The 17761-nt window shown below is 73.5% G+C and carries 19 protein-coding genes; 7 read left to right on the top strand and 12 right to left on the bottom strand.

Annotated features, from left to right (window positions below; all coding sequences use genetic code 11):
* Positions 1 to 5: 5 nt before the first annotated feature.
* A complete protein-coding gene (locus tag ABD709_RS17325) occupies positions 6 to 1487 on the bottom strand; it encodes an amidohydrolase (RefSeq protein WP_344777722.1) in 1482 nt (493 codons plus the stop codon).
* Positions 1488 to 1525: 38 nt separating this feature from the next.
* Between ABD709_RS17325 and ABD709_RS17320 the strand changes: the two genes are divergently transcribed.
* A complete protein-coding gene (locus tag ABD709_RS17320) occupies positions 1526 to 3160 on the top strand; it encodes an alpha/beta hydrolase (RefSeq protein WP_344777720.1) in 1635 nt (544 codons plus the stop codon).
* Here the strand turns inward: ABD709_RS17320 and ABD709_RS17315 are convergent.
* The 4 genes from ABD709_RS17315 to ABD709_RS17300 all read right to left on the bottom strand — a co-directional run bounded on the left by ABD709_RS17315 (position 3139) and on the right by ABD709_RS17300 (position 6548).
* Entirely contained in the window at positions 3139 to 4188 is a 1050-nt protein-coding gene (locus ABD709_RS17315) for a hypothetical protein (protein WP_344777718.1), read from the bottom strand. The genes ABD709_RS17320 and ABD709_RS17315 overlap by 22 nt on opposite strands.
* Positions 4185 to 4520 carry a PadR family transcriptional regulator gene (locus ABD709_RS17310; RefSeq protein WP_344777716.1) on the bottom strand — a complete coding sequence of 112 codons (336 nt, stop codon included), beginning with the start codon at positions 4518 to 4520 and terminating at the stop codon, positions 4185 to 4187. Before ABD709_RS17310 ends, ABD709_RS17315 begins: the two co-directional genes overlap by 4 nt.
* A 79-nt stretch (positions 4521 to 4599) precedes the next feature.
* Positions 4600 to 5466, bottom strand: a complete 867-nt coding sequence (locus ABD709_RS17305) for an HpcH/HpaI aldolase/citrate lyase family protein (RefSeq protein WP_344777714.1) — start codon at positions 5464 to 5466, stop codon at positions 4600 to 4602.
* Complete coding sequence (locus ABD709_RS17300) at positions 5463 to 6548, bottom strand: HpcH/HpaI aldolase/citrate lyase family protein (RefSeq protein ID WP_344777711.1); 1086 nt, start codon at positions 6546 to 6548, stop codon at positions 5463 to 5465. Before ABD709_RS17300 ends, ABD709_RS17305 begins: the two co-directional genes overlap by 4 nt.
* Positions 6549 to 6641: 93 nt before the next feature.
* On the opposite strand from ABD709_RS17300, the gene ABD709_RS17295 reads away from it, so the two are divergent.
* A complete protein-coding gene (locus tag ABD709_RS17295) occupies positions 6642 to 6944 on the top strand; it encodes a hypothetical protein (RefSeq protein WP_344777709.1) in 303 nt (100 codons plus the stop codon).
* Here the strand turns inward: ABD709_RS17295 and ABD709_RS17290 are convergent.
* Entirely contained in the window at positions 6877 to 7446 is a 570-nt protein-coding gene (locus ABD709_RS17290; RefSeq protein ID WP_344777707.1) for a DnaJ family domain-containing protein, read from the bottom strand. The genes ABD709_RS17295 and ABD709_RS17290 overlap by 68 nt on opposite strands.
* A 100-nt stretch (positions 7447 to 7546) precedes the next feature.
* On the opposite strand from ABD709_RS17290, the gene ABD709_RS17285 reads away from it, so the two are divergent.
* Entirely contained in the window at positions 7547 to 8188 is a 642-nt protein-coding gene (locus ABD709_RS17285) for a dihydrofolate reductase family protein (RefSeq protein WP_344777705.1), read from the top strand.
* 16 nt (positions 8189 to 8204) lie between these two features.
* On the opposite strand, the gene ABD709_RS17280 is transcribed toward ABD709_RS17285, so the two are convergent.
* The 3 genes from ABD709_RS17280 to ABD709_RS17270 form a co-directional block, all read right to left on the bottom strand.
* Entirely contained in the window at positions 8205 to 8684 is a 480-nt protein-coding gene (locus ABD709_RS17280; protein WP_344777703.1) for an SRPBCC family protein, read from the bottom strand.
* A gap of 94 nt (positions 8685 to 8778) precedes the next feature.
* On the bottom strand, positions 8779 to 10713 hold the full coding sequence (locus ABD709_RS17275) for an ABC transporter ATP-binding protein (RefSeq protein ID WP_344777700.1): 1935 nt from the start codon (positions 10711 to 10713) through the stop codon (positions 8779 to 8781).
* Positions 10713 to 11360: a nitroreductase family protein gene (locus tag ABD709_RS17270; RefSeq protein ID WP_344777698.1), complete on the bottom strand. Its 648-nt coding sequence runs from the start codon at positions 11358 to 11360 to the stop codon at positions 10713 to 10715. Before ABD709_RS17270 ends, ABD709_RS17275 begins: the two co-directional genes overlap by 1 nt.
* Before the next feature lie 100 nt (positions 11361 to 11460).
* Here ABD709_RS17270 and ABD709_RS17265 point away from each other — a divergent pair, with 100 nt between their 5' ends.
* From ABD709_RS17265 to ABD709_RS17255, 3 genes are all read left to right on the top strand, one after another.
* Positions 11461 to 11616: a hypothetical protein gene (locus ABD709_RS17265; RefSeq protein ID WP_344777696.1), complete on the top strand. Its 156-nt coding sequence runs from the start codon at positions 11461 to 11463 to the stop codon at positions 11614 to 11616.
* A 65-nt stretch (positions 11617 to 11681) separates the two neighbouring features.
* Positions 11682 to 14642 (top strand): helix-turn-helix transcriptional regulator, encoded by a 2961-nt coding sequence (locus tag ABD709_RS17260; protein ID WP_344777694.1) that lies wholly within the window; start codon positions 11682 to 11684, stop codon positions 14640 to 14642.
* A gap of 62 nt (positions 14643 to 14704) precedes the next feature.
* Complete coding sequence (locus ABD709_RS17255; protein WP_344777692.1) at positions 14705 to 16126, top strand: cytochrome P450; 1422 nt, start codon at positions 14705 to 14707, stop codon at positions 16124 to 16126.
* Here the strand turns inward: ABD709_RS17255 and ABD709_RS17250 are convergent.
* A complete protein-coding gene (locus ABD709_RS17250; protein ID WP_344777690.1) occupies positions 16107 to 16571 on the bottom strand; it encodes a DcrB/PsbP domain-containing protein in 465 nt (154 codons plus the stop codon). The two genes, ABD709_RS17255 and ABD709_RS17250, sit on opposite strands and share 20 nt — an antisense overlap.
* Before the next feature lie 125 nt (positions 16572 to 16696).
* On the opposite strand from ABD709_RS17250, the gene ABD709_RS17245 reads away from it, so the two are divergent.
* On the top strand, positions 16697 to 17068 hold the full coding sequence (locus ABD709_RS17245) for a VOC family protein (protein ID WP_344777688.1): 372 nt from the start codon (positions 16697 to 16699) through the stop codon (positions 17066 to 17068).
* Here ABD709_RS17245 and ABD709_RS21475 read toward each other — a convergent pair.
* Positions 17038 to 17328: a nitroreductase/quinone reductase family protein gene (locus ABD709_RS21475; RefSeq protein WP_425575163.1), complete on the bottom strand. Its 291-nt coding sequence runs from the start codon at positions 17326 to 17328 to the stop codon at positions 17038 to 17040. The genes ABD709_RS17245 and ABD709_RS21475 overlap by 31 nt on opposite strands.
* A gap of 137 nt (positions 17329 to 17465) precedes the next feature.
* The coding region (locus tag ABD709_RS17240; RefSeq protein ID WP_344777686.1) for an HNH endonuclease signature motif containing protein at positions 17466 to 17761 on the bottom strand (296 nt) is incomplete at its 5' end.

The following is a 17761-nucleotide window of genomic DNA, read 5'->3' as shown; positions in this document are numbered from 1 at the left end:
GGCGGTCACGACACCGGACCGCCGTGGACGATCCGGCCGGCGACGACGGTCAGCTCGACGTCGGGTCGGGGCACCTCGAGCGGGTCGTGGTCGAGCACGACCAGGTCCCCCCGGGAGCCGGCGCCGACCGCCGGCTGGCCGTCGACCGAGGCGGCGAGGGCCTCCCGCCGGGTGAGGGCCTGCTCGGGGTGCCAGGCCGGCCGGGCGTCGCCGGTACGGCGGACCGCGGCGTCGACGGCCAGCCAGGGGTCGAGCGGCGAGACCGGCGCGTCGGACCCGAGGGTCAGGGTGGCGCCGGCGTCGAGGAGCCGCCGGAACGCGAAGCAGCGGTCCGACCGGCCCGGCCAGATGGCCTCGGTCAGGTCGCGGTCGTCGACCAGGTGGTGCGGCTGGACGCTGGCCCGGAGCCCGAGCCGCGCGAGCCGCTCCTCGTCCCCGTCGGCGAGCAGCTGCACGTGCTCGATCGACCCGCGGGCGCCGGTCCGCTCGTAGGAGTCCAGTGCGCGGGCCACGGCTGCGTCACCGATCGCGTGGGTGGCCACCTCCCATCCGTGCTCGTGCGCGCGGCCGAGGTGGGCCAGCAGGTCGTCGGCGGACAGGTTGGGCGCGCCGGACGGAGCCACCGGGTCCCCGCCGACGGCGTAGGGCTGGCAGCACCACGCGGTCCGCGTGTTCAGCGACCCGTCGCTGATGATCTTGAGCGGGCCGGCCCGGAGCAGGTCGACGCCCGGCAGCAGCGCGTCGCCGGTGCGCAGGCCCTCTCCGAGCGCCTCGTCGAGGCCCTCCGGGTAGACGGCCGCGCGGATCCGCAGCAGGTCGCAGCCCTCGTGCCAGCGCTCCCGCCAGCCGGGGATGCCGCCGGCGAACTCGAGGTCCACGATGCCGACGACCCCGAGCGCGGCCGCGCGATCCAGGCTCTCGCGGTAGTCGGCCGGCCCGTCGCCGCTCGCGGAGAGGTGGGCGAGCCGGCCGTACGCCGCGAACCACTCGTCCTCCCGCACGACGTTCTCGCGCAGCGGCAGCTCGAGGGCCGCCTGGGCCGCGGTGTTCAGCCACGCGTGGTGGCCGTCTCCGGCGACCAGCACCACCGGCGTCACCCCGGACACGGCGTCGAGCTCGGCGACCGTGCCCAGCCGGGCCCAGCCGCCCGGCCGGTGGCCCCAGCCGACCACCGGGCGTCCCGGCGCCTCCGCGACCTTGGCGGCGACCAGGGCGACGGCCTCGTCGGCCGAGGTCACCGCACCGGTGTCGAGCCGTTGCCGAGCGAGCGTCCACTGGCCGAGGTGCGCGTGCGCGTCCCAGAGGCCCGGCATGATCCAGCGACCGTCGACGCCGTACTCCTCGACGCCGGCAGGCCGCTGCAGCGCGGGACCGACAGCCGTCACCTCGTCACCCTCGACGAGCACGTCGACCGGCCGGTCCGGCACCTCCTCGCCGGGCCGCAGCGGCACCAGCCGGGCGCCGCGCAGGAGCAGTCCCGTCGTCATGCGCGCAACCGTACGGCCCGGTCATCTAGAGTCGCCCGGTGCGTCGTTCGCTCGGGTTGCCCCTGTTCCTCGTCCTCCCCGTCCTGGCGGTCCTTGCGGTCGCACCGCCCGGCCCGGCCCACGGCGCGGCAGCCGCGGCACGAGCAGGGGACCAGGTGGACATCCCGGTCCCGACCCTCACCTGGAAGACCTGCCCCGGCGATGCGAGCCGGACCGCGCACGGCCAGACCGTGGAGTGCGCGACCGTGGACCTGCCGCTGGACTACGACGACCCGACCGGTGCCACGACGCCGGTCAGCGTCGACCGGGTGCCGGCGAGCGGGCGGCGGATCGGCAGCCTGTTCGTGAACCCGGGCGGCCCGGGCGGCTCGGCCCGGGACTTCGCGAGGTACGCCGGCTACCTGATCGGGCCGGGGATCCGGCGGCACTTCGACGTGATCGGCGTGGATCCGCGCGGGATCGGGGCCCCGCCGTACGCACTGTGCCGCTATCCCTCCGAGGACGCGCCGCCCGGGCTCGCCGTCCCCTACCCGGTCACGCAGCACCAGGCGGGGCGCCAGATCCGGGCCGACAGGATCCTCGACGAGGACTGCGCCTCCGGGCGGAACGCGATCGTCGACCACATGTCGACGGCCGACTACGTCCGCGACATCGACGTGGTGCGGCAGGCCGTCGGTGACGAGCAGCTCAGCTACTACGGGATCTCCTACGGGAGCATGGTCGGCCAGACCTACGCCGCGATGTTCCCCGACCGGGTCCGGGCGATCATCGTCGACGGGGTCCTCGACCCGATCGAGTGGACCGCCGGCCGCGACCCGTCCGTGCCGTCGACCTATCGGCTCGGGAGCGGGCACGGCGCCCACGAGGCCCTGGTCTCGGCGTTGAGGGAGTGCGACCGGGTCGGTCGCGACCGGTGCTCGATCGCCGGCCACGCCGAGCGGATCTGGCAGCGCACCTACCGGCTCGCGCGGCACGGCCGACTGCGCGTCGACGGGCACCGGCTGGTCACGCAGGACCTGGTCAGCACCGCGCTCGGAGCGCTCTACCAGGCGCCGGCGATCAAGCGGCAGCTCGTGCGGTTCCTGCACGACGTCGCCGAGCAGCGCCGGCACCGCACGGCGCGGGCCTCGCGCGCCCTCGCCTCCGACTGGGCCGACCTGGTCCGGGTCCGCGACCGGCAGCAGGCCGCCGGCCCCTACGGCTACGCGCCACCGGGCCGCGCGCTCACCAACCGGGTGACCGACGTGGGCTTCGAGTCCGTCGTGTGCTCGGACGCCGTCAACCCCACCGATCCGTGGGCCTGGCAGCGCGCGAGCCGCACCGCCGACACGGCCCAGCCGTGGTTCGGCCGGCTGTGGACCTGGGCGAGCTCGCTGTGCGCGCGGTGGCCCGGCGCCGGTGGTGACGACGCCTACCGCGGACCGTGGCGTACGACGACCTCCACCCCGCTGCTCGTCGTCGGCAACACCCACGACCCCGCCACGCCGATCCAGGGCGCGCGGACGGCGACCCGGCAGTTCGCCGGATCGGTGCTGCTGACCCTGGACGGCTGGGGTCACGGCGCGCTCAACACCAGCGCGTGCGTCCGCACGTGGATGGCGGCCTACCTGATCGACCAGGAGCTGCCGCCGGCCGGCACCGTGTGCCGGCCCTACCGGCCGCTCTTCCCCTGATCCGGGCCGGCCTGGCGCCGCCCGCCCTCGAGCGGAGGCAGTGAAGCCAGCGGGAACGGTGGGCGACGAGCCGTCGCCGCCTCGGCGCGGGTGTCGCACAGGCCGCGGTCCAGGCTCGCCTCGGGGAGCGGGAACAGCTCGTAGGTGGCCGTGTCGCCGTTCCACGCCGGGCAGCCGGTGCGGCGGGCGTCGCCGCGTCCCGTGGTCGAGTCCTCGGGACGGACCGTCACCGGGTTTCCGTCCTGGTCGACGAGCCGGATGCCCCTGACGGGCCTGCCGTCGGCGTCGTAGGCGAACAGGTTGTGCACCCTGCTGCCGTCGAGCTCGAGGCCCTTGTGCTGGCGCTGCGCGTCCATGTAGCCCTGGGTGTAGTCGTTGTAGCCGCCGTCCCAGGCGCTCGAGCCCAGGTAGGCCGGCATCGGGATCGACCACGTGAGCGGCGCCAGGACCGCGACGCCGTTGAGGGCGAGGAGCGTGAACCGGGCGGCGCTGCTGCGCTCGCCGGTGCCGGGCCACAGCCGGCCCATGCCGATCAAGGCGCTGACGGCGGTCCCGACGACGAGGAGGAGCGCGCCGAGGCCCGGCACGCCGAGGCTCGGGACCAGGCTGACCGGCTCCCATCCGCCCGCGGCGACGTCCAGGGCCGTGACGGCGATCCAGGCACGAAGGACCCACCAGGCGGGCCGTAGTGCTGCGACGACCTCCCACGCGGGCGCGACGTGCGGCCGCGCGACCGTGCGGTCGAAGCGCGACCGCGCCCTGTCGAGCAGGCTGACCGGCGACCCCGAGGAGAGCCTTCCGCGGAGGCGCCGCCGGCGCTCGGGCAGCCCGGCTGCCGAGCGGAGCTCCGCCGCGTAGGTCGCCGGGTCGCCGAGCTCCGCCCCGTCGGTCACCTGGTCGGTGAGATCGGCCTCGAGGCCGCCGAGGAGCTCGTCGCGGGTCTCGTCGTCGAGGTCGGCCAGCAGCCGCCGTACCTCCTCGACGAACGCGGTGACGTCGGGCCGGGCGAGGAAGTGGGTGTCGCTCATGAGCTGGCTCCTGTCGAGCGGGGAAGGAGGGAGGAGACGGTGTCGGCGAAGGAGGTCCACTCCTTGGCCTGGCCGGCGAGCTGGTCGCGCCCGGCCGGCGTGATGCCGTAGTACTTCCGGTGCGGGCCCTCGTCGGAGGGGACGACGTACGACGTCAGGGCGCCGGCGGCGTAGAGGCGGCGCAGGGTCCCGTAGACGGAGGCGTCACCGACCTCGGTGAGACCTCCGCCGCGAAGCCTGCGCAGCACGTCGTAGCCGTAGCCGTCCTCGCGCTCGACCACGGCGAGCACCGCGAGGTCGAGCACCCCGCGGAGGAGCTGGGTGGTGTCCATGCGTCGCACAGTACTACGGCTCGCGTAGTAGTACGGCGAAAGGAAGCCCGCACCGGCGTGTCCGGTGCGGGCCTCGGGGTCAGGCCTCGATCGCCTCGATCGCCGCAGCGATGTCCAGCGTGCGCCGGGCGGACTCGACGTGCAGGTTCTCGACCATCCGGCCGTTGTAGGTGACGACGCCGGAACCCTTGCCGTCCTCCCAGGCCTGGATGAGGCCGCGCGCGTTCTCGATCGCCTCGTCGCTCGGCGCGAAGCCCTTGTTGGCGCCCTCGATCTGGCCGGGGTGGATGATCGTCTTGCCGTCGAAGCCGAAGGCCCGGCCCTGCTCGACCTCGGCGAGGTAGCCGTCGAGGTTCTTCACGTCGTTGTAGACGCCGTCGAGCACGACCTTGCCGGTCGCCCGGGCCGCGAGGACCGCGAGCTGCAGGCTGGTCACGATGTTCGTGCGACCGACGACGTGGTCGACGTACAGCTCCTTGACCAGGTCGTTGGTGCCGAGCACGAGGACGTTCAGCCGCTCGGACGCGGCGGCGATCTCCTCGGCGTGCAGGATGGCGTACGGCGACTCGATCATCGCCCAGAGGCTGGTCGACTCCGGCACGCCCGCCGCGTCGAAGGCGTCGACCAGGCCGAGCACCGCGTCGACCGAGTTGACCTTGGGCACGACGATCGCGTCGGGGGCCGCCTCGGCGGCGGCCTTCAGGTCGTCGTCGTGCCACTCCGTGTCGGCGCCGTTGACGCGGATCGTCAGCTCCTTGGCGCCGTACTCGCCGCTCCGCACGGCGGCTGCGGCGTTGAGCCGGGCCTGCGGCTTGGCGTCGGGCGCGACGGCGTCCTCGAGGTCGAGGATCAGCGCGTCCACGGGCAGGGTCTTGGCCTTCTCGAGCGCCCGCTCGTTGGAGCTGGGCATGTAGAGGACCGAGCGGCGGGGCCGGAAGTCGGTCATGCCGGCACCTCGATGGCGTCGTACTGCTTCTTGAGCTCGGGGTCGATCTCGGCCAGCTTCTCGGCGAGGTCGACGAGCACCAGGCACTGCTTGAGGGAGGCGTCGTCCTCCATCTTGCCGTCGATCATCACCGCGCCGGTGCCGTCGCCCATCGCGGCGACCACGCGGCGCGCGTGGGCGATGTCCTCGACGCTGGGGGAGAAGACCTTGTTCGCGATCGCGATCTGCTTCGGGTGCAGTGACCAGGTGCCGACACAGCCGAGCAGGAAGGCGTTGCGGAACTGGTCCTCGCACGCCACCACGTCGGCGATGTCGCCGAAGGGGCCGTAGTAGGGATAGATCCCGTGCGTCGCGCAGGCGTCGACCATCTTGGCGATCGTGTAGTGCCACAGGTCCTGCTGGAAGACCGCGCGCTGGGCGTCGATCTGCGCGTTGCCCTCGGCGTCGCGCGGCGGGTCCTGGCGCACGAGGTAGCCGGGGTGGCCGCCGCCGACGCGGGTGGTCTTCATCTTCCGGTCCGCGGCCAGGTCGGCCGGGCCGAGGCTGAGCCCCTGCATCCGCGGGCTCGCGCCGCAGATCTCCTCGACGTTGGCCATGCCGCGGGCCGTCTCGAGGATCGCGTGGATGAGGATCGGGCGGTCCAGGCCGGCCTTCGCCTCGAGCTGGGCGAGGAGCCGGTCGACGTAGTGGATGTCCTCGGCGCCCTGCACCTTCGGCACCATGACGACGTCGAGCTTGTCGCCGATCTCGGGGACGAGCGTGGTGAGGTCGTCGAGCACCCAGGGGCTGTCGAGCGCGTTGATCCGGGTCCACAGCTGGGTAGGACCGAAGTCGGTGGCCTTGGCGATCCGGACCAGGCCCTCGCGGGCGGCGACCTTGTTGTCGGCCTTGATCGCGTCCTCGAGGTTGCCGAGCAGCACGTCGACCGTGCCGATCATGGCCGGGATCTTGGCGGCCATCTTCTCGTTGCTCGGGTCGAAGAAGTGGATCGCCCGGCTCGGGCGGGCGGGGATCTCGCGGAGCGGCGCGGGGGCGCCGACGGCCAGCGGGCGGAAGAAGTCCTTGGGGCTCTTGTGACTCACGCCGGCTGACGTTACCGGCGGGTCAGGTCTCGCGGTATGACGCAGGTCTCGGCGAGACGGCCCGGCGTCGGTGGGCGGTCGTAGCCTCGACGCATGACGCCCGAGGAGGTCGACGACTTCGCGCGGTCGCTGCCCGGTTGCAAGCGCAAGGGCACGGCGGCGCACCCGGCCTGGTACGTCGACGACCGGCTCGTCGCGCGGCTGGTCGACGACGGCGAGCTGCTGGTGCGCGCCGGGTTCGCCGACCGCGAAGGGTTCGTCAGCTCCCACCCGGAGACGTTCGGCGTGCCGCCGCGCTACGAGAAGCACATGAAGGTGCAGGTGCTGCTCAGCGGCGACGACGCAGCCATCCGGGCAGCCATCCGCGCCGCCTGGGAGCTGCAGCGGCGGCACTAGCCGCGGCTGCGGCGCGGGCCCGCGCCCGGCGTACCTCCCGGCGCTCGCGCCAGCGGGCCATGGTCTCGTCGACGTCGCGCGGCATCGTGATCAGCGGCGGGCCGTCGGCCGGCGTGTACCGCGCACGGATCACGCGGGCGTTGAAGTCCTCGATCTCCCGACGCACGTCGCCCTCGAAGGCGATCCCGTCGAGCCGCGCGTCGAGCTCGGCGTCGTCCTTGCGAAGCTGGAGGCTCGGCGGCAGCACGGCGATCCGCTCGCGCTCGACCAGCTTCTTCAGCCACCAGTCCGGGTCGTGCTGGACCCCGAGGCCCTCGATCGGCTTGCCCGCTCCGGGGAGGTCGTCGAACTCCCCGCGCTCCATCGCCCGCTGCACCTGCAGGTCGACCCAGGTGTGCTGCTGGGCGATCCGGGCGCGGGCCGCCGCCTTCTCGGCTGCGCGCCGGTCGCGGGCCCGCGCGGGGTCCTCCCGCGGGCCGGGGTTCTGGGAAGGTTCGGCCATCGTGCTCACCTCTCCACAACGATAACCAGAGCGGGGGAGCCGATGATTCCGCCGCCGGGCGACGGTCTCATCGTCCAACCCACCACACGAGGAGCCTGCGATGTCCCTGGTCCGGATCCACAACTTCTCCGTCTCCCTCGACGGCTTCGGCACGGGCGAGGGTCAGTCGCTCGAGTCGCCGTTCGGGCACGCGGGCCAGCGGCTGCACCCGTGGATGTTCGCCACCAGGTTCGGCCGGGAGATGCTGGGCCAGGAGGGTGGCGGCCGGGGCGCCGACGACGCGTTCGCCGCGCAGTTCATGCCGGGGATCGGCGCCGAGATCATGGGCGCGAACAAGTTCGGGCCGCCGGGCTGGCAGGACGACGCGGACTGGAAGGGCTGGTGGGGACCCAACCCGCCGTTCCACACGCCGACGTACGTGCTCACCCATCGGCCGCGGCCATCGATCGAGATGGAGGGCGGCACCACGTTCCACTTCCTCGACGCCACCCCGGAGGAGGCGCTGGCCGTGGCACGTGAGGGCGCCGGCGGCCTGGACGTCCGGATCGGAGGCGGCGTCAGCGTGGTCCGCGACTTCCTCGCGGCCGGCCTGGTCGACCACGCCCACTTCGCGGTCGCGCCGATCGTGCTGGGTCGCGGGGAGCGGCTGTGGGACGGGCTCGAGGGCCTGGAGTCGTCCTACGACGTCGAGTCGGTCACCACCGCGAGCGGCACGACGCACGTGACGTTCACCCGGTCCTGAGCGATCGGCCCGGCGGTCACCCCTCGGCTGCGGCCTTGATCCGCTCCAGCGTCTCGCGCATGCCGGCGCGCATGGTCGCGGTGAACGACTCCTGGCCGCCGAGGAACCCGTCGGTCAGCTCGAGCGAGAGGTCGGAGATCCCGTCGGGTGCCTCCCGTCGCTGCACGAGGCGGGTGCCGGTGCCCCCCGGACCCGCCGCCTCGAGGGCGAACGACCAGACCACCCAGTTCTCCTCGATCCGGAAGGCGAGAAGCCGCTCGGGCTCGAGGCGCACGATCCGGCCGTGGGTCGTCCACTCCAGCTCGCCGAGCCGGTTTCGGTTGGTGAACTCGGCGCCGAGCGCGACCTCGTCGTAGCCGCTGCGCAGCCGGGTGGAGGTCACCTGCGGGCTCCACTCGGCCATCCGGCGGACGTCGCTCACCAGCGCCCACACGCGTCCCGCGGGCGCCGCGATGTCGATGCTGTCCTCGAGCAAGCGCTCGTACGTCGTGGCCATCGGGTCCTCCGGCTCATCTATGCGACCGATCGGTCGCGTAGGCACGATAGCGCTGCTGCGTGGCGATGACCAGAGGGCTTCGGCCACGCCGGCCCTAGCCGCGCCGCGCGCGGAGCTGCTCCTGCCAGAGCCGGGCGTAGAGACCCTCGGGGTCGGCGAGGAGCTCGTCGTGGGTGCCGCGCTCGACGACCTCGCCGTCGACGAGGCCGAAGATGACGTCGGAGGAGCGGATCGTCGAGAGCCGGTGCGCGATGGCGATCGTGGTCCGGGCACGGGTTGCCCGCTCGAGCGCCTCCTGGACCAGCCGCTCGGTCTCGTTGTCGAGCGCGGAGGTGGCCTCGTCGAGGATCAGGATCGGCGGGTCCTTCAGCAGCACCCGGGCGATCGCGAGGCGCTGCTTCTCGCCGCCGGAGAGCCGGTAGCCGCGTTCGCCGGTGACCGTCTCGTAGCCGGCCGGGAAGCTCATGATCCGGTCGTGGATGTTCGCGTCGCGGGCGGCCTGCTCGATCTCCTCGCGGGTGGCGTCCGGCCGCGCGTAGGCGAGGTTGTCGCGGATGGTGCCGTGGAAGAGGTAGGGCTCCTGGGTCACCATCCCGACCAGGTCAGCGAGCGAGTCGATGGTCAGGTCGCGGACGTCGTGGCCGTCGATGCTCACCGAGCCCTCGGTCACGTCGAAGAACCGCGGGACGAGGTACGTCGTCGTGGTCTTGCCCGACCCGGACGGCCCGACGATCGCGGCCAGCTGGCCCGGCTCGACGACCAGGTTGACGTTGCGCAGCGCCCACGTCTCGACGGGGTCGCGCGACGGCTGCTGGGCGACCTCCTCGGCCACCGGGGGCTCCTCGGCCCGCTGGAAGCGGTCGGAGATCACCGATCCGCTGAGCTCGCGCGGCTCCGGGTAGCGGAACCACACGTCCTTGAGCTCCACCCGCCCCTTGACCTCGTCGACCGGCAGGTCGATCGCGCCAGGGCGGTCGACGATCGCGGGCTCCAGGTCGACGTACTCGAAGATGCGGCGGAACAGGGCGAGCGAGGTCTGCACGTCGAGCGAGACCCGCATGAGCTGCAGCAGCGGCATCTGCAGGCGGCCCTGCAGCGTGGTGAACGCGACGAGCGTGCCGGCGGTCAGCGCGTCGGCGCCGACCGGCAGCCGGCCGGCGATGATCCAGCCCGCGGCGAGGTAGATGACCGCCGGCGTGATCGAGAACGTCGTCTGGACCACCGCGAAGAAGGTCCGGCCGGTCATCGCCTGCTCGACCTGCAGCCGGGTCTGCCGGCGGTTCGCCTCGCGGTAGCGCTCGACCTCGGCCTCGTGCCGGTTGAAGACCTTCGCGAGCAGGATGCCGGAGACCGACAGCGCCTCCTCGGTGATCGCGGTCATCTCCGAGAGCGACTCCTGGGTCTTGCGGGCGAGCCGCTGTCGCCGCTTGCCGACCTGGAGCTGCAGCCAGACGAACAGCGGCATCATGACCAGCGTCAGGATCGTCAGCTGCCAGGACAGCACCACCATCGACACGAACGCTGCGGTCACCGTGACGGAGTTCTGCACGATCGAGGTCGCGGTGTCCGTGAGGACGGTGCGCACACCGGCCACGTCGTTGGCGAGCCGCGACTGGATCGCGCCGGTCTTGGTCGCGGTGAAGAACGCGAGCTCCATCCGCTGCAGGTGCTCGAACAGGTCGCCGCGCAGGTCGGCCATCGCCGAGTTCCCGACGGTGGAGGTCAGCCAGTTCTGCACGATCGAGATCAGCGAGGCCAGCACGGGGATCAGGCACATCGCCGCGACCAGCCAGCCGAGCAGCCCGAGGTGCGGCGGGCTCCCGTCGAGCGGGAAGAGGGCGTCGTCGAAGACCGCGCGGGTCAGGAACGGCACCAGGCTGGTGAGGCCGGCCGCCGCGACGACGGCGACGAGGACCAGCGCGATCTTGCCGCGGTACGGCGCCAGCAGCTGGGCGATGCGCGGCAGCACCGGGTCGCTGCGCTCGAGGTCGCTGCGGGTGAGGTGGTGCGCCTGGATCCCCGGCCTCATCAGGTCTCCACGGGCCAGCCGCTGCCGAAGCGGCCGCGGTGGGCCACCTGCTGCCACGGCGTGCGGCGCCGGCGCATCGGTGAGCCGGCGGCACCGGTGCCGGGCGCGGCCGGGTGGCCGATCGTGATCGCGCCGATCGGCTCGGGCGCGTCGTCGCCGTCCGGGAGGCCCAGCGTCCGGCGGACGGCCTCGATGCGACCGGGCACCAGCCCGAAGAAGCAGGCGCCGAGCCCGGCGTCGGTCGCGGTCTGCAGGATCAGCAGCGACGCCATCGCCGCGTCGAGGTGCCAGTAGGGCATGGACCACCCGGTCCCGTCCCGGCCCGCCCACGCCGAGCTCGCCTTGTCCGGCTCGGCATAGCGGTCCACGTACGCCGCCCTGATGCTGCACGGCACGATCACCACGGGCGCCTTCATCATGCCGGCCAACCACCGGTCCGGGTGGTCGACGGCGTCGCTCTGCGCCGCCCAGAACGCGCGCACCGAGTCCGGGTCGTCGAGGACGACGAACGCCCAGCCCTGGGAGAACCCGGCGCTGGGCGCGTGGGTCGCGTTGGCGAGGGCGCGCTCGACGACCGCCCGGTCGACCGGCTCCTCGGTGTAGGCGCGCACCATCCGGCGCCGCCGTACCACCTCCGCGAACTCCACGACCTAAGGCTAGGAGGGAGGTGCACGCCGGCCGCCTCGTGCCCGATCTAAGGCACCTTCCCGATGTGCGGCACTACCTCAGACGGCGAACCTCGGGGACATGTTCGACAACAGCCTTCTCATCGAGTCCCAGATCGCCTACCGCCGCGAGCTCGTCACCAAGGGCATCGCCCGTAGCCGTCGGGGTCGCTCCCGTGCCGCCTGGGCACGGCGCGTCGCCGCGGCCGAGTTCCCCCGCCGCGACCTCGCCGAGTGACCGCGCTCCGAACCGGGTGGCCCAACCCGGTCCGGCTGTCGGCGTCGGGCGACACAATGGTGCCCGTGGCCGCACACACCAGCCGGACGATGGTCGGGCGCGACAGCGAGATCACGGAGCTGGCGGGCCTCGTCGGTCTCGGGACGCCCGACCGGCCCTGGCGCGGTCGACCCGGCGCCGTGCTCCTCTCGGGGGACGCGGGTGTCGGCAAGACCCGGCTGCTGATGGAGCTGCGCGACCTCGCCCGAGCCGAGGACTGGCGGGTCTACGCCGGCCACTGCCTCGACTTCGGCGAGAGCGCGCTGCCCTACCTGCCCTTCAGCGAGGTGCTCGGGCGGTTCGCCGCCGACCAGCCCGAGCTGGTGGACCGGGTCGCCGCCACGCACCCCGCGATCACCCGGCTCCAGCCCGGGCGCCGGGTCCGCGCGGCCGACGGCGACGCCGGAGGAGCGGTCTCGGAGCCGGGTGCGACGGGTGACCGCTCCGAGCTCTTCGAGGCGTTCCACGCGCTGCTCGACGCCGGTGCCGCCGAGACGCCGCTGCTGGTCGTGATCGAGGACGCCCACTGGGCCGACCAGTCGACCCGCGACCTGCTCGGTTTCCTGTTCACCCGCAGCTTCGAGAACCCGGTGGCGCTCGTGGCGTCCTACCGCTCCGACGACCTGCACCGCCGCCACCCGCTGCGTCGCCAGGTCGCCGAGTGGTCCCGGATCCCCAGCGTCGACCGGCTCCAGCTGTCCCGCCTGTCCGAGCCCGCCGTCCGCGCGCTCATCGCCGAGCTGGCGCCGGTGCGCCTTCCCGAGCGCCAGGTGGCGACCATCGTCGACCGCGCCGAGGGCAACGCGTTCTTCGTCGAGGAGCTGGTCGCCTCCGAGTGCGCCGACGGCCTCCCGAACGACCTCGCGGACCTGCTCCTCGTCCGGATCGACCGGCTCGGCGAGCACGCCCGCCAGGTGGTCCGGCTCGCGAGCGTGGCCGGCCGGCGCGTGAGCCACGCGCTGCTCGCCGCCGCCTCCGACCTCTCGCCGGGCGACCTCGAGGAGGGCGTGCGCCAGGCGGTCGAGATGAACGTCCTCGTCGCGGGCACCGGCACCTACTCCTTCCGCCACGCGCTGCTGGGCGAGGCCGTCTACGACGACCTGCTGCCCGGGGAGCGGGTCCGGCTCCACCACCAGTACGTCGACGCCCTCACCTCCGAGCCCGGCCGGGGCACCGCCGCCGAGCTCGCCCGCCACGCCCGCCGCTCGATGGACCTCGACCGCGCGGCGACCGCCAGCATCGAGGCCGGCGACGAGGCGATCGGCGTCTCCGGGCCCGACGAGGCGGCCCACCACTACCAGCAGGCGCTCGAGCTGCTCGCCGACCCCGACCGGGCCGCGCGCCTCGAGGTGGACCTGTCCAAGCTGGCCGTCAAGGCGGCCGACGCGCTCTCCACCAGCGGGGACAACCAGCGCGCCGCAGAGCTGCTCGCCGAGCACCTCGAGCGGCTCCCCGACGACACCTCGGCGAACGCCCGGGCGCGGCTGCTGAGCGAGTACGCCATGACTCTCTGCTACATCGAGACGCCGCTCGACCAGGTCGCGATCTCCGAGGAGGCGATGGCGCTCGCGCCGGTCGGGGAGAGCCCCCTGCGCGCGAAGGTCCTGTCGACGCACGCGCGGGTGCTGATGAACTTCGACCGCTTCGAGGAGGGGGAGACCGTGGCCACCGAGGCGCTCGCGCTCGCCGAGCGGCTCGGGATGCACGCCGTCGCCTCCGAGGCGGTCACCACCCTGACCAGCATGCGGATCCGGAGCGGGCACGACGGCGACGACCGGCGCCAGCTCCAGGAGGCGCTGGAGGACGCCGTACGCCGCGCGGCGGCCGCGGGCGCCGTGCCCGCCGAGCTCCGGGGCCGGTTCCTGCTCGGCCGCGCCCACCAGGACCACGCGGAGTGGGAGGACGCCGCCCGGTGGTTCCAGTCCGGGCTCGACCGCGGCCTGGCCGTCGGGCTCCCCTGGGCGCCCTACTCCCTCGAGGCGCGGTGGCAGCTCGCCTGGGTCGAGTACATGCGCGGCGAGTGGGACCACGCCCTCGAGCTCGTGGCGGTGGTCGACGACCCGAGCGGACCGCTGATCCCGCGCGCCATCATCGAGCCCGTCCGGCTGGCCATCGAGACCGACCGCGGACAGGACGTCTCGGCCGAGATCGCGCGGCTGCGCAAGACCTGGGCCGACGAGGGCGGCATCGCCGTCTTCGCCGCCGGCCCCGAGATCGAAGCCGCGGGACGGGCCGCCGACGCGGCCGCGGCGCTCGCGGCCTACGACGACGTCGTCGGCCTGCTGTCCGTCATCTGGCACGAGCACTTCGGCGGCCGGGTCCGCCTGGCCGCGCAGACCCTCGACGCGCTGGCCCGCGCGCTGCCCGCGGTGCCGAGCACCGACCGCCCGGCGCTGCTCGACCGCGCGGCCGGCCTCGCCGCCGACGCCGCTGCCGTCGTCGCCGCCGAGCTCGGACCCTGGGGACCCGAGGGGGTGGCGTGGGAGCTCCGCGTCACCGCCGAGCACCTCCGGGTGCGGTGGCTGGCCGGGATCGATGCGCCCGCGCGCGAGGAGCTCCTCGACGCCTGGGCGAGCGCCGTGGCGGCCTACGAGCGGCTCGGGGCGGTCCCGGAGCTCGCCAAGGTGCGGGCGACGTACGCCGGGATCCTCCGGCTGGTCGGCGAGACGGGCCGGGCGCGGGACCAGGGCGACCTGGCCCGCGAGGTCGCGCACCGGCTCCGCATGGCCACGGTGCTCGACGACCTCAAGGCGGCCGGAAACGCGCCCGCTCGGGCGACCGGAGCGGCCTCGCACCAGCTCACCGCGCGGGAGCGCGAGATCCTGGCCCTCGTGGCCGACGGGCGCAGCAACGGCGAGATCGGCAGGCAGCTGTTCATCAGCACCAAGACCGTGAGCGTCCACGTCTCCAACATCCTCGGCAAGCTCGGCGCCGCCGGCCGCACCGAGGCAGCCGCCATCGCCCGCCGCGACGGCCTGCTGCCCTGACGCCTCCCAGTTCCTACCGCGGTCGGACGTACGGCGGCGCCGGTCGGCGTACCGTCACTCGGGTGACAGCCGAGCTGACCGCCACACCCGCCGACACCACCGAGCTGACCCTGGGCCGGCTGCGGAAGATGAGCGTGATCGGCGGGCCCGACCTGCCGCCGGTCCCCGCCGAGGGCCTTCCGCCCGGGCCGAGGTGGCCGGCGATCGTGCAGACCGTCGCGCTGATGCGCTTCCGGCACCAGTTCCACCCGTGGATGCGGAAGCGGTATGGCGACGCGTTCACCGTCCAGCTCGTCCCCGGCGGCCGCCCGCTCGTGCTCTTCGCCGACCCGGACGTCACCAAGGAGATCTTCGCCGCGGATCCGGAGGTCTTCTACGCCGGCAAGGGCAACGCGATCCTCGGCCCGATCATGGGCGAGCACTCGCTGCTGCTGCAGGACTCCGTCGACCACCACCGCGCCCGGAAGCTGGTGATGCCGGCGTTCCTGGGGCACGCGCTGCGCGGCTACAAGTCGATGGTGGCGGAGGTCGCGAGGGACGAGGTCGAGGCCTGGCCGACGGGCGAGCCGTTCCGCGCGCTGGAGCACATGAACGCCCTCACCCTGGAGGTGATCCTGCGCGTCGTCTTCGGGATCACCGACGAGGAGCGGCTCGCGCAGCTGCGGCCCGCGGTCAACCGCACGGTCGAGGTCAGCCCCGCCGTGCTGCTCGGCTGGGCCTACCCGTGGCTGCAGCGGTTCGGCCCCTGGCGCCGTACGGTCGAGAACCAGCTGGTCCTCGACCGGCTGATGTACGCCGAGATCCGCGAGCGGCGCGCGGCCGCCGACCTCGAGGAGCGCCAGGACGTGCTGACCCGGCTGCTGCGGGCCGGCGCCGACGCCGAGGACGACCCCGGCCTCGACGACACCGAGCTCCGCGACCAGCTGGTGACCCTGCTGCTCGCCGGACACGAGACGACGGCGAGCGCGCTGTCCTGGGCGCTCCACGAGGTCGGCAAGTCTCCGGACCTGCTGGCGCGGACCCAGCGCGCGGCGGACGAGGGCGACGACGCCTGGCTCGAGGCGGTCATGAAGGAGTCGATGCGGCTGCATCCGATCATCCCGATGGTGGTGCGGACCCTGATGAAGCCCGCCACCGTCGGCGGCATCGACCTGCCCGCCGGCACCACCGTGGGCCCGTCGATCATCCTCAGCCACGGCGCCGACGCGAACTTCCCCGACCCGGAGACGTTCCGGCCCGAGCGGTTCATCGCCGAGCTCAACGACGGCCAGGTGCCGCCGCTCAACGTCTGGATCCCGTTCGGTGGCGGCGTGCGCCGCTGCATCGGTGCCGGCTTCTCGCTGATGGAGGGCGTCGAGGTGCTGCGCGAGATCTTCTCGAGGTACGACGTGCGGGCGGCCGGCCGCGACGTGCCGAAGGTCCGCAACATCACCTCGGTCCCGCGGCACGGCGCGCAGATCACGGTCACGCCGCGGCGGGCATGACGTCCACGGTCGCCGCCACCGCCTCGAACAGGTCGCAGAACGCCGGGTAGTCCTCGCGCGCGGCGGTGCAGGTCAGCGTCACGCCGAGGCCGTCGACCAGCCACGCCCACTGCTCGCTGAGCAGCTCGAGCGTTCCGAGCCGGTGGCCGAACCGGTGGTAGGCCACCGGCTGCTCGCCCAGGTCGAACTCGTCCCGGTCCTCCAGCGCGAAGGCCGGCAGCTGCCGCGCGAGCGCGGCGATCGCCCCTGCGCGCCAGGTCGCGAGGCTCTCCTCGACCGCGGCGCAGCGCACGACCAGCTCCGGCGGATGACCGCTCGGCGGCGCGGCGCGCGCCCGGGCCGCGACCACCACGCCGTGCTTGAGGTCCTCCCGCCGGTGCCAGCGGGCAGGGACGGTGACCAGGACGTCGCGGCCGGCCGGGGCGCCGGTGGTGTGCATCTCCATGCGGGGAACCTGCGCACGAGCGCCGTACGCCGAAACGTGGCCCCGGCGCGGCTGTGGACGGGAGCGTGGATCCCGTGCAGCGACCGTCACGAGCCCCTGTCGGTGGGCGCGTTTAACGTCGCCGCATGGCTATCGCACGCGACCCCTACTTCGTCCTCGACTGCCCCGACGCCGCCGCGCTCGCGGAGTTCTACGCCGCCCTGCTCGGCTGGAAGGCGGGCGCCGGCCCGGACAGCGACTGGGCATCGGTCAAGGCCGACGACGGCTCCGGCCGGGCGTTCTTCTTCCAGGAGGTCGACGACTACCGCGCCCCCGACTGGCCGGGCCAGGAGGTCCCGCAGCAGATGCACCTCGATGTGGACGTCGACGACCTCGACGCCGGCGAGGAGGCGGTGCTGGCCATCGGCGCCCGGAAGCACGACCACCAGCCCGGCACGACCTTCCGGGTCTTCCTCGACCCCGCCGGTCACCCGTTCTGCCTCTGCCTGGCGGGCTGACTCCGCCCATGCGTCCCCACGGCGTCCCCGCCGGAGGCTCGAACGTTGCGTACCCAGTTCGACTGCTCCCCGAGCATCGAGACCGCGTACCACCTGCCTCGATATCGCGCCACGGCGAGCGGAACCCGAATCGTCGCCCCGGTGGTGCGACCACGCACCTCGAGCACCGCTGCGATGGGCAGCAGCCGCGGGAGCGGTCCCGAGACGAACCGGCGATGGACAGTCCTTGCCGCGTCGTTCGGCCGACCGCCGGCATACATCGCGCGCCTCTTCTCCGCTCTCGAGCCGCGCCTGGAGCCGATCATGGTCAGAGCCTCACACCGCCCGCCCTCGACCGGACACTGCTCAAAGTCACGACCGTTCGGTACGGAAGACCTCGACGACTCATCTTCAGCTCCTACCGCTTGCGGCGGATGAGGAGGTCGCCGTCGGGGAGGGCCTCGTGTTCGTAGCGGGGGTCGTGGATGCGGTGGTGGTGCCAGGAGCAGAGGGTGATGGCGTTGGCGAGGTCGGTGGGGCCGCCTGATGCCCAGGACTTCAGGTGGTGGGTCTCGCACCAGGGGGCGGGGTGGTCGCAGCCTTGGGCGCGGCAGCGGCGGTCGCGGAGTCGGATGGCTTTGCGTTGGGGTGGTCGGTAGAGCCGGTCGGCGCGGCCGAGGTCGAGCACTTCGGAGTGGTTGCCGAGGACGGCGG

The organism is Nocardioides panacisoli (assembly GCF_039537325.1).
Lineage (GTDB): Bacteria > Actinomycetota > Actinomycetes > Propionibacteriales > Nocardioidaceae > Nocardioides > Nocardioides panacisoli.
This window is presented reverse-complemented; position numbering and strand designations above follow the sequence as displayed.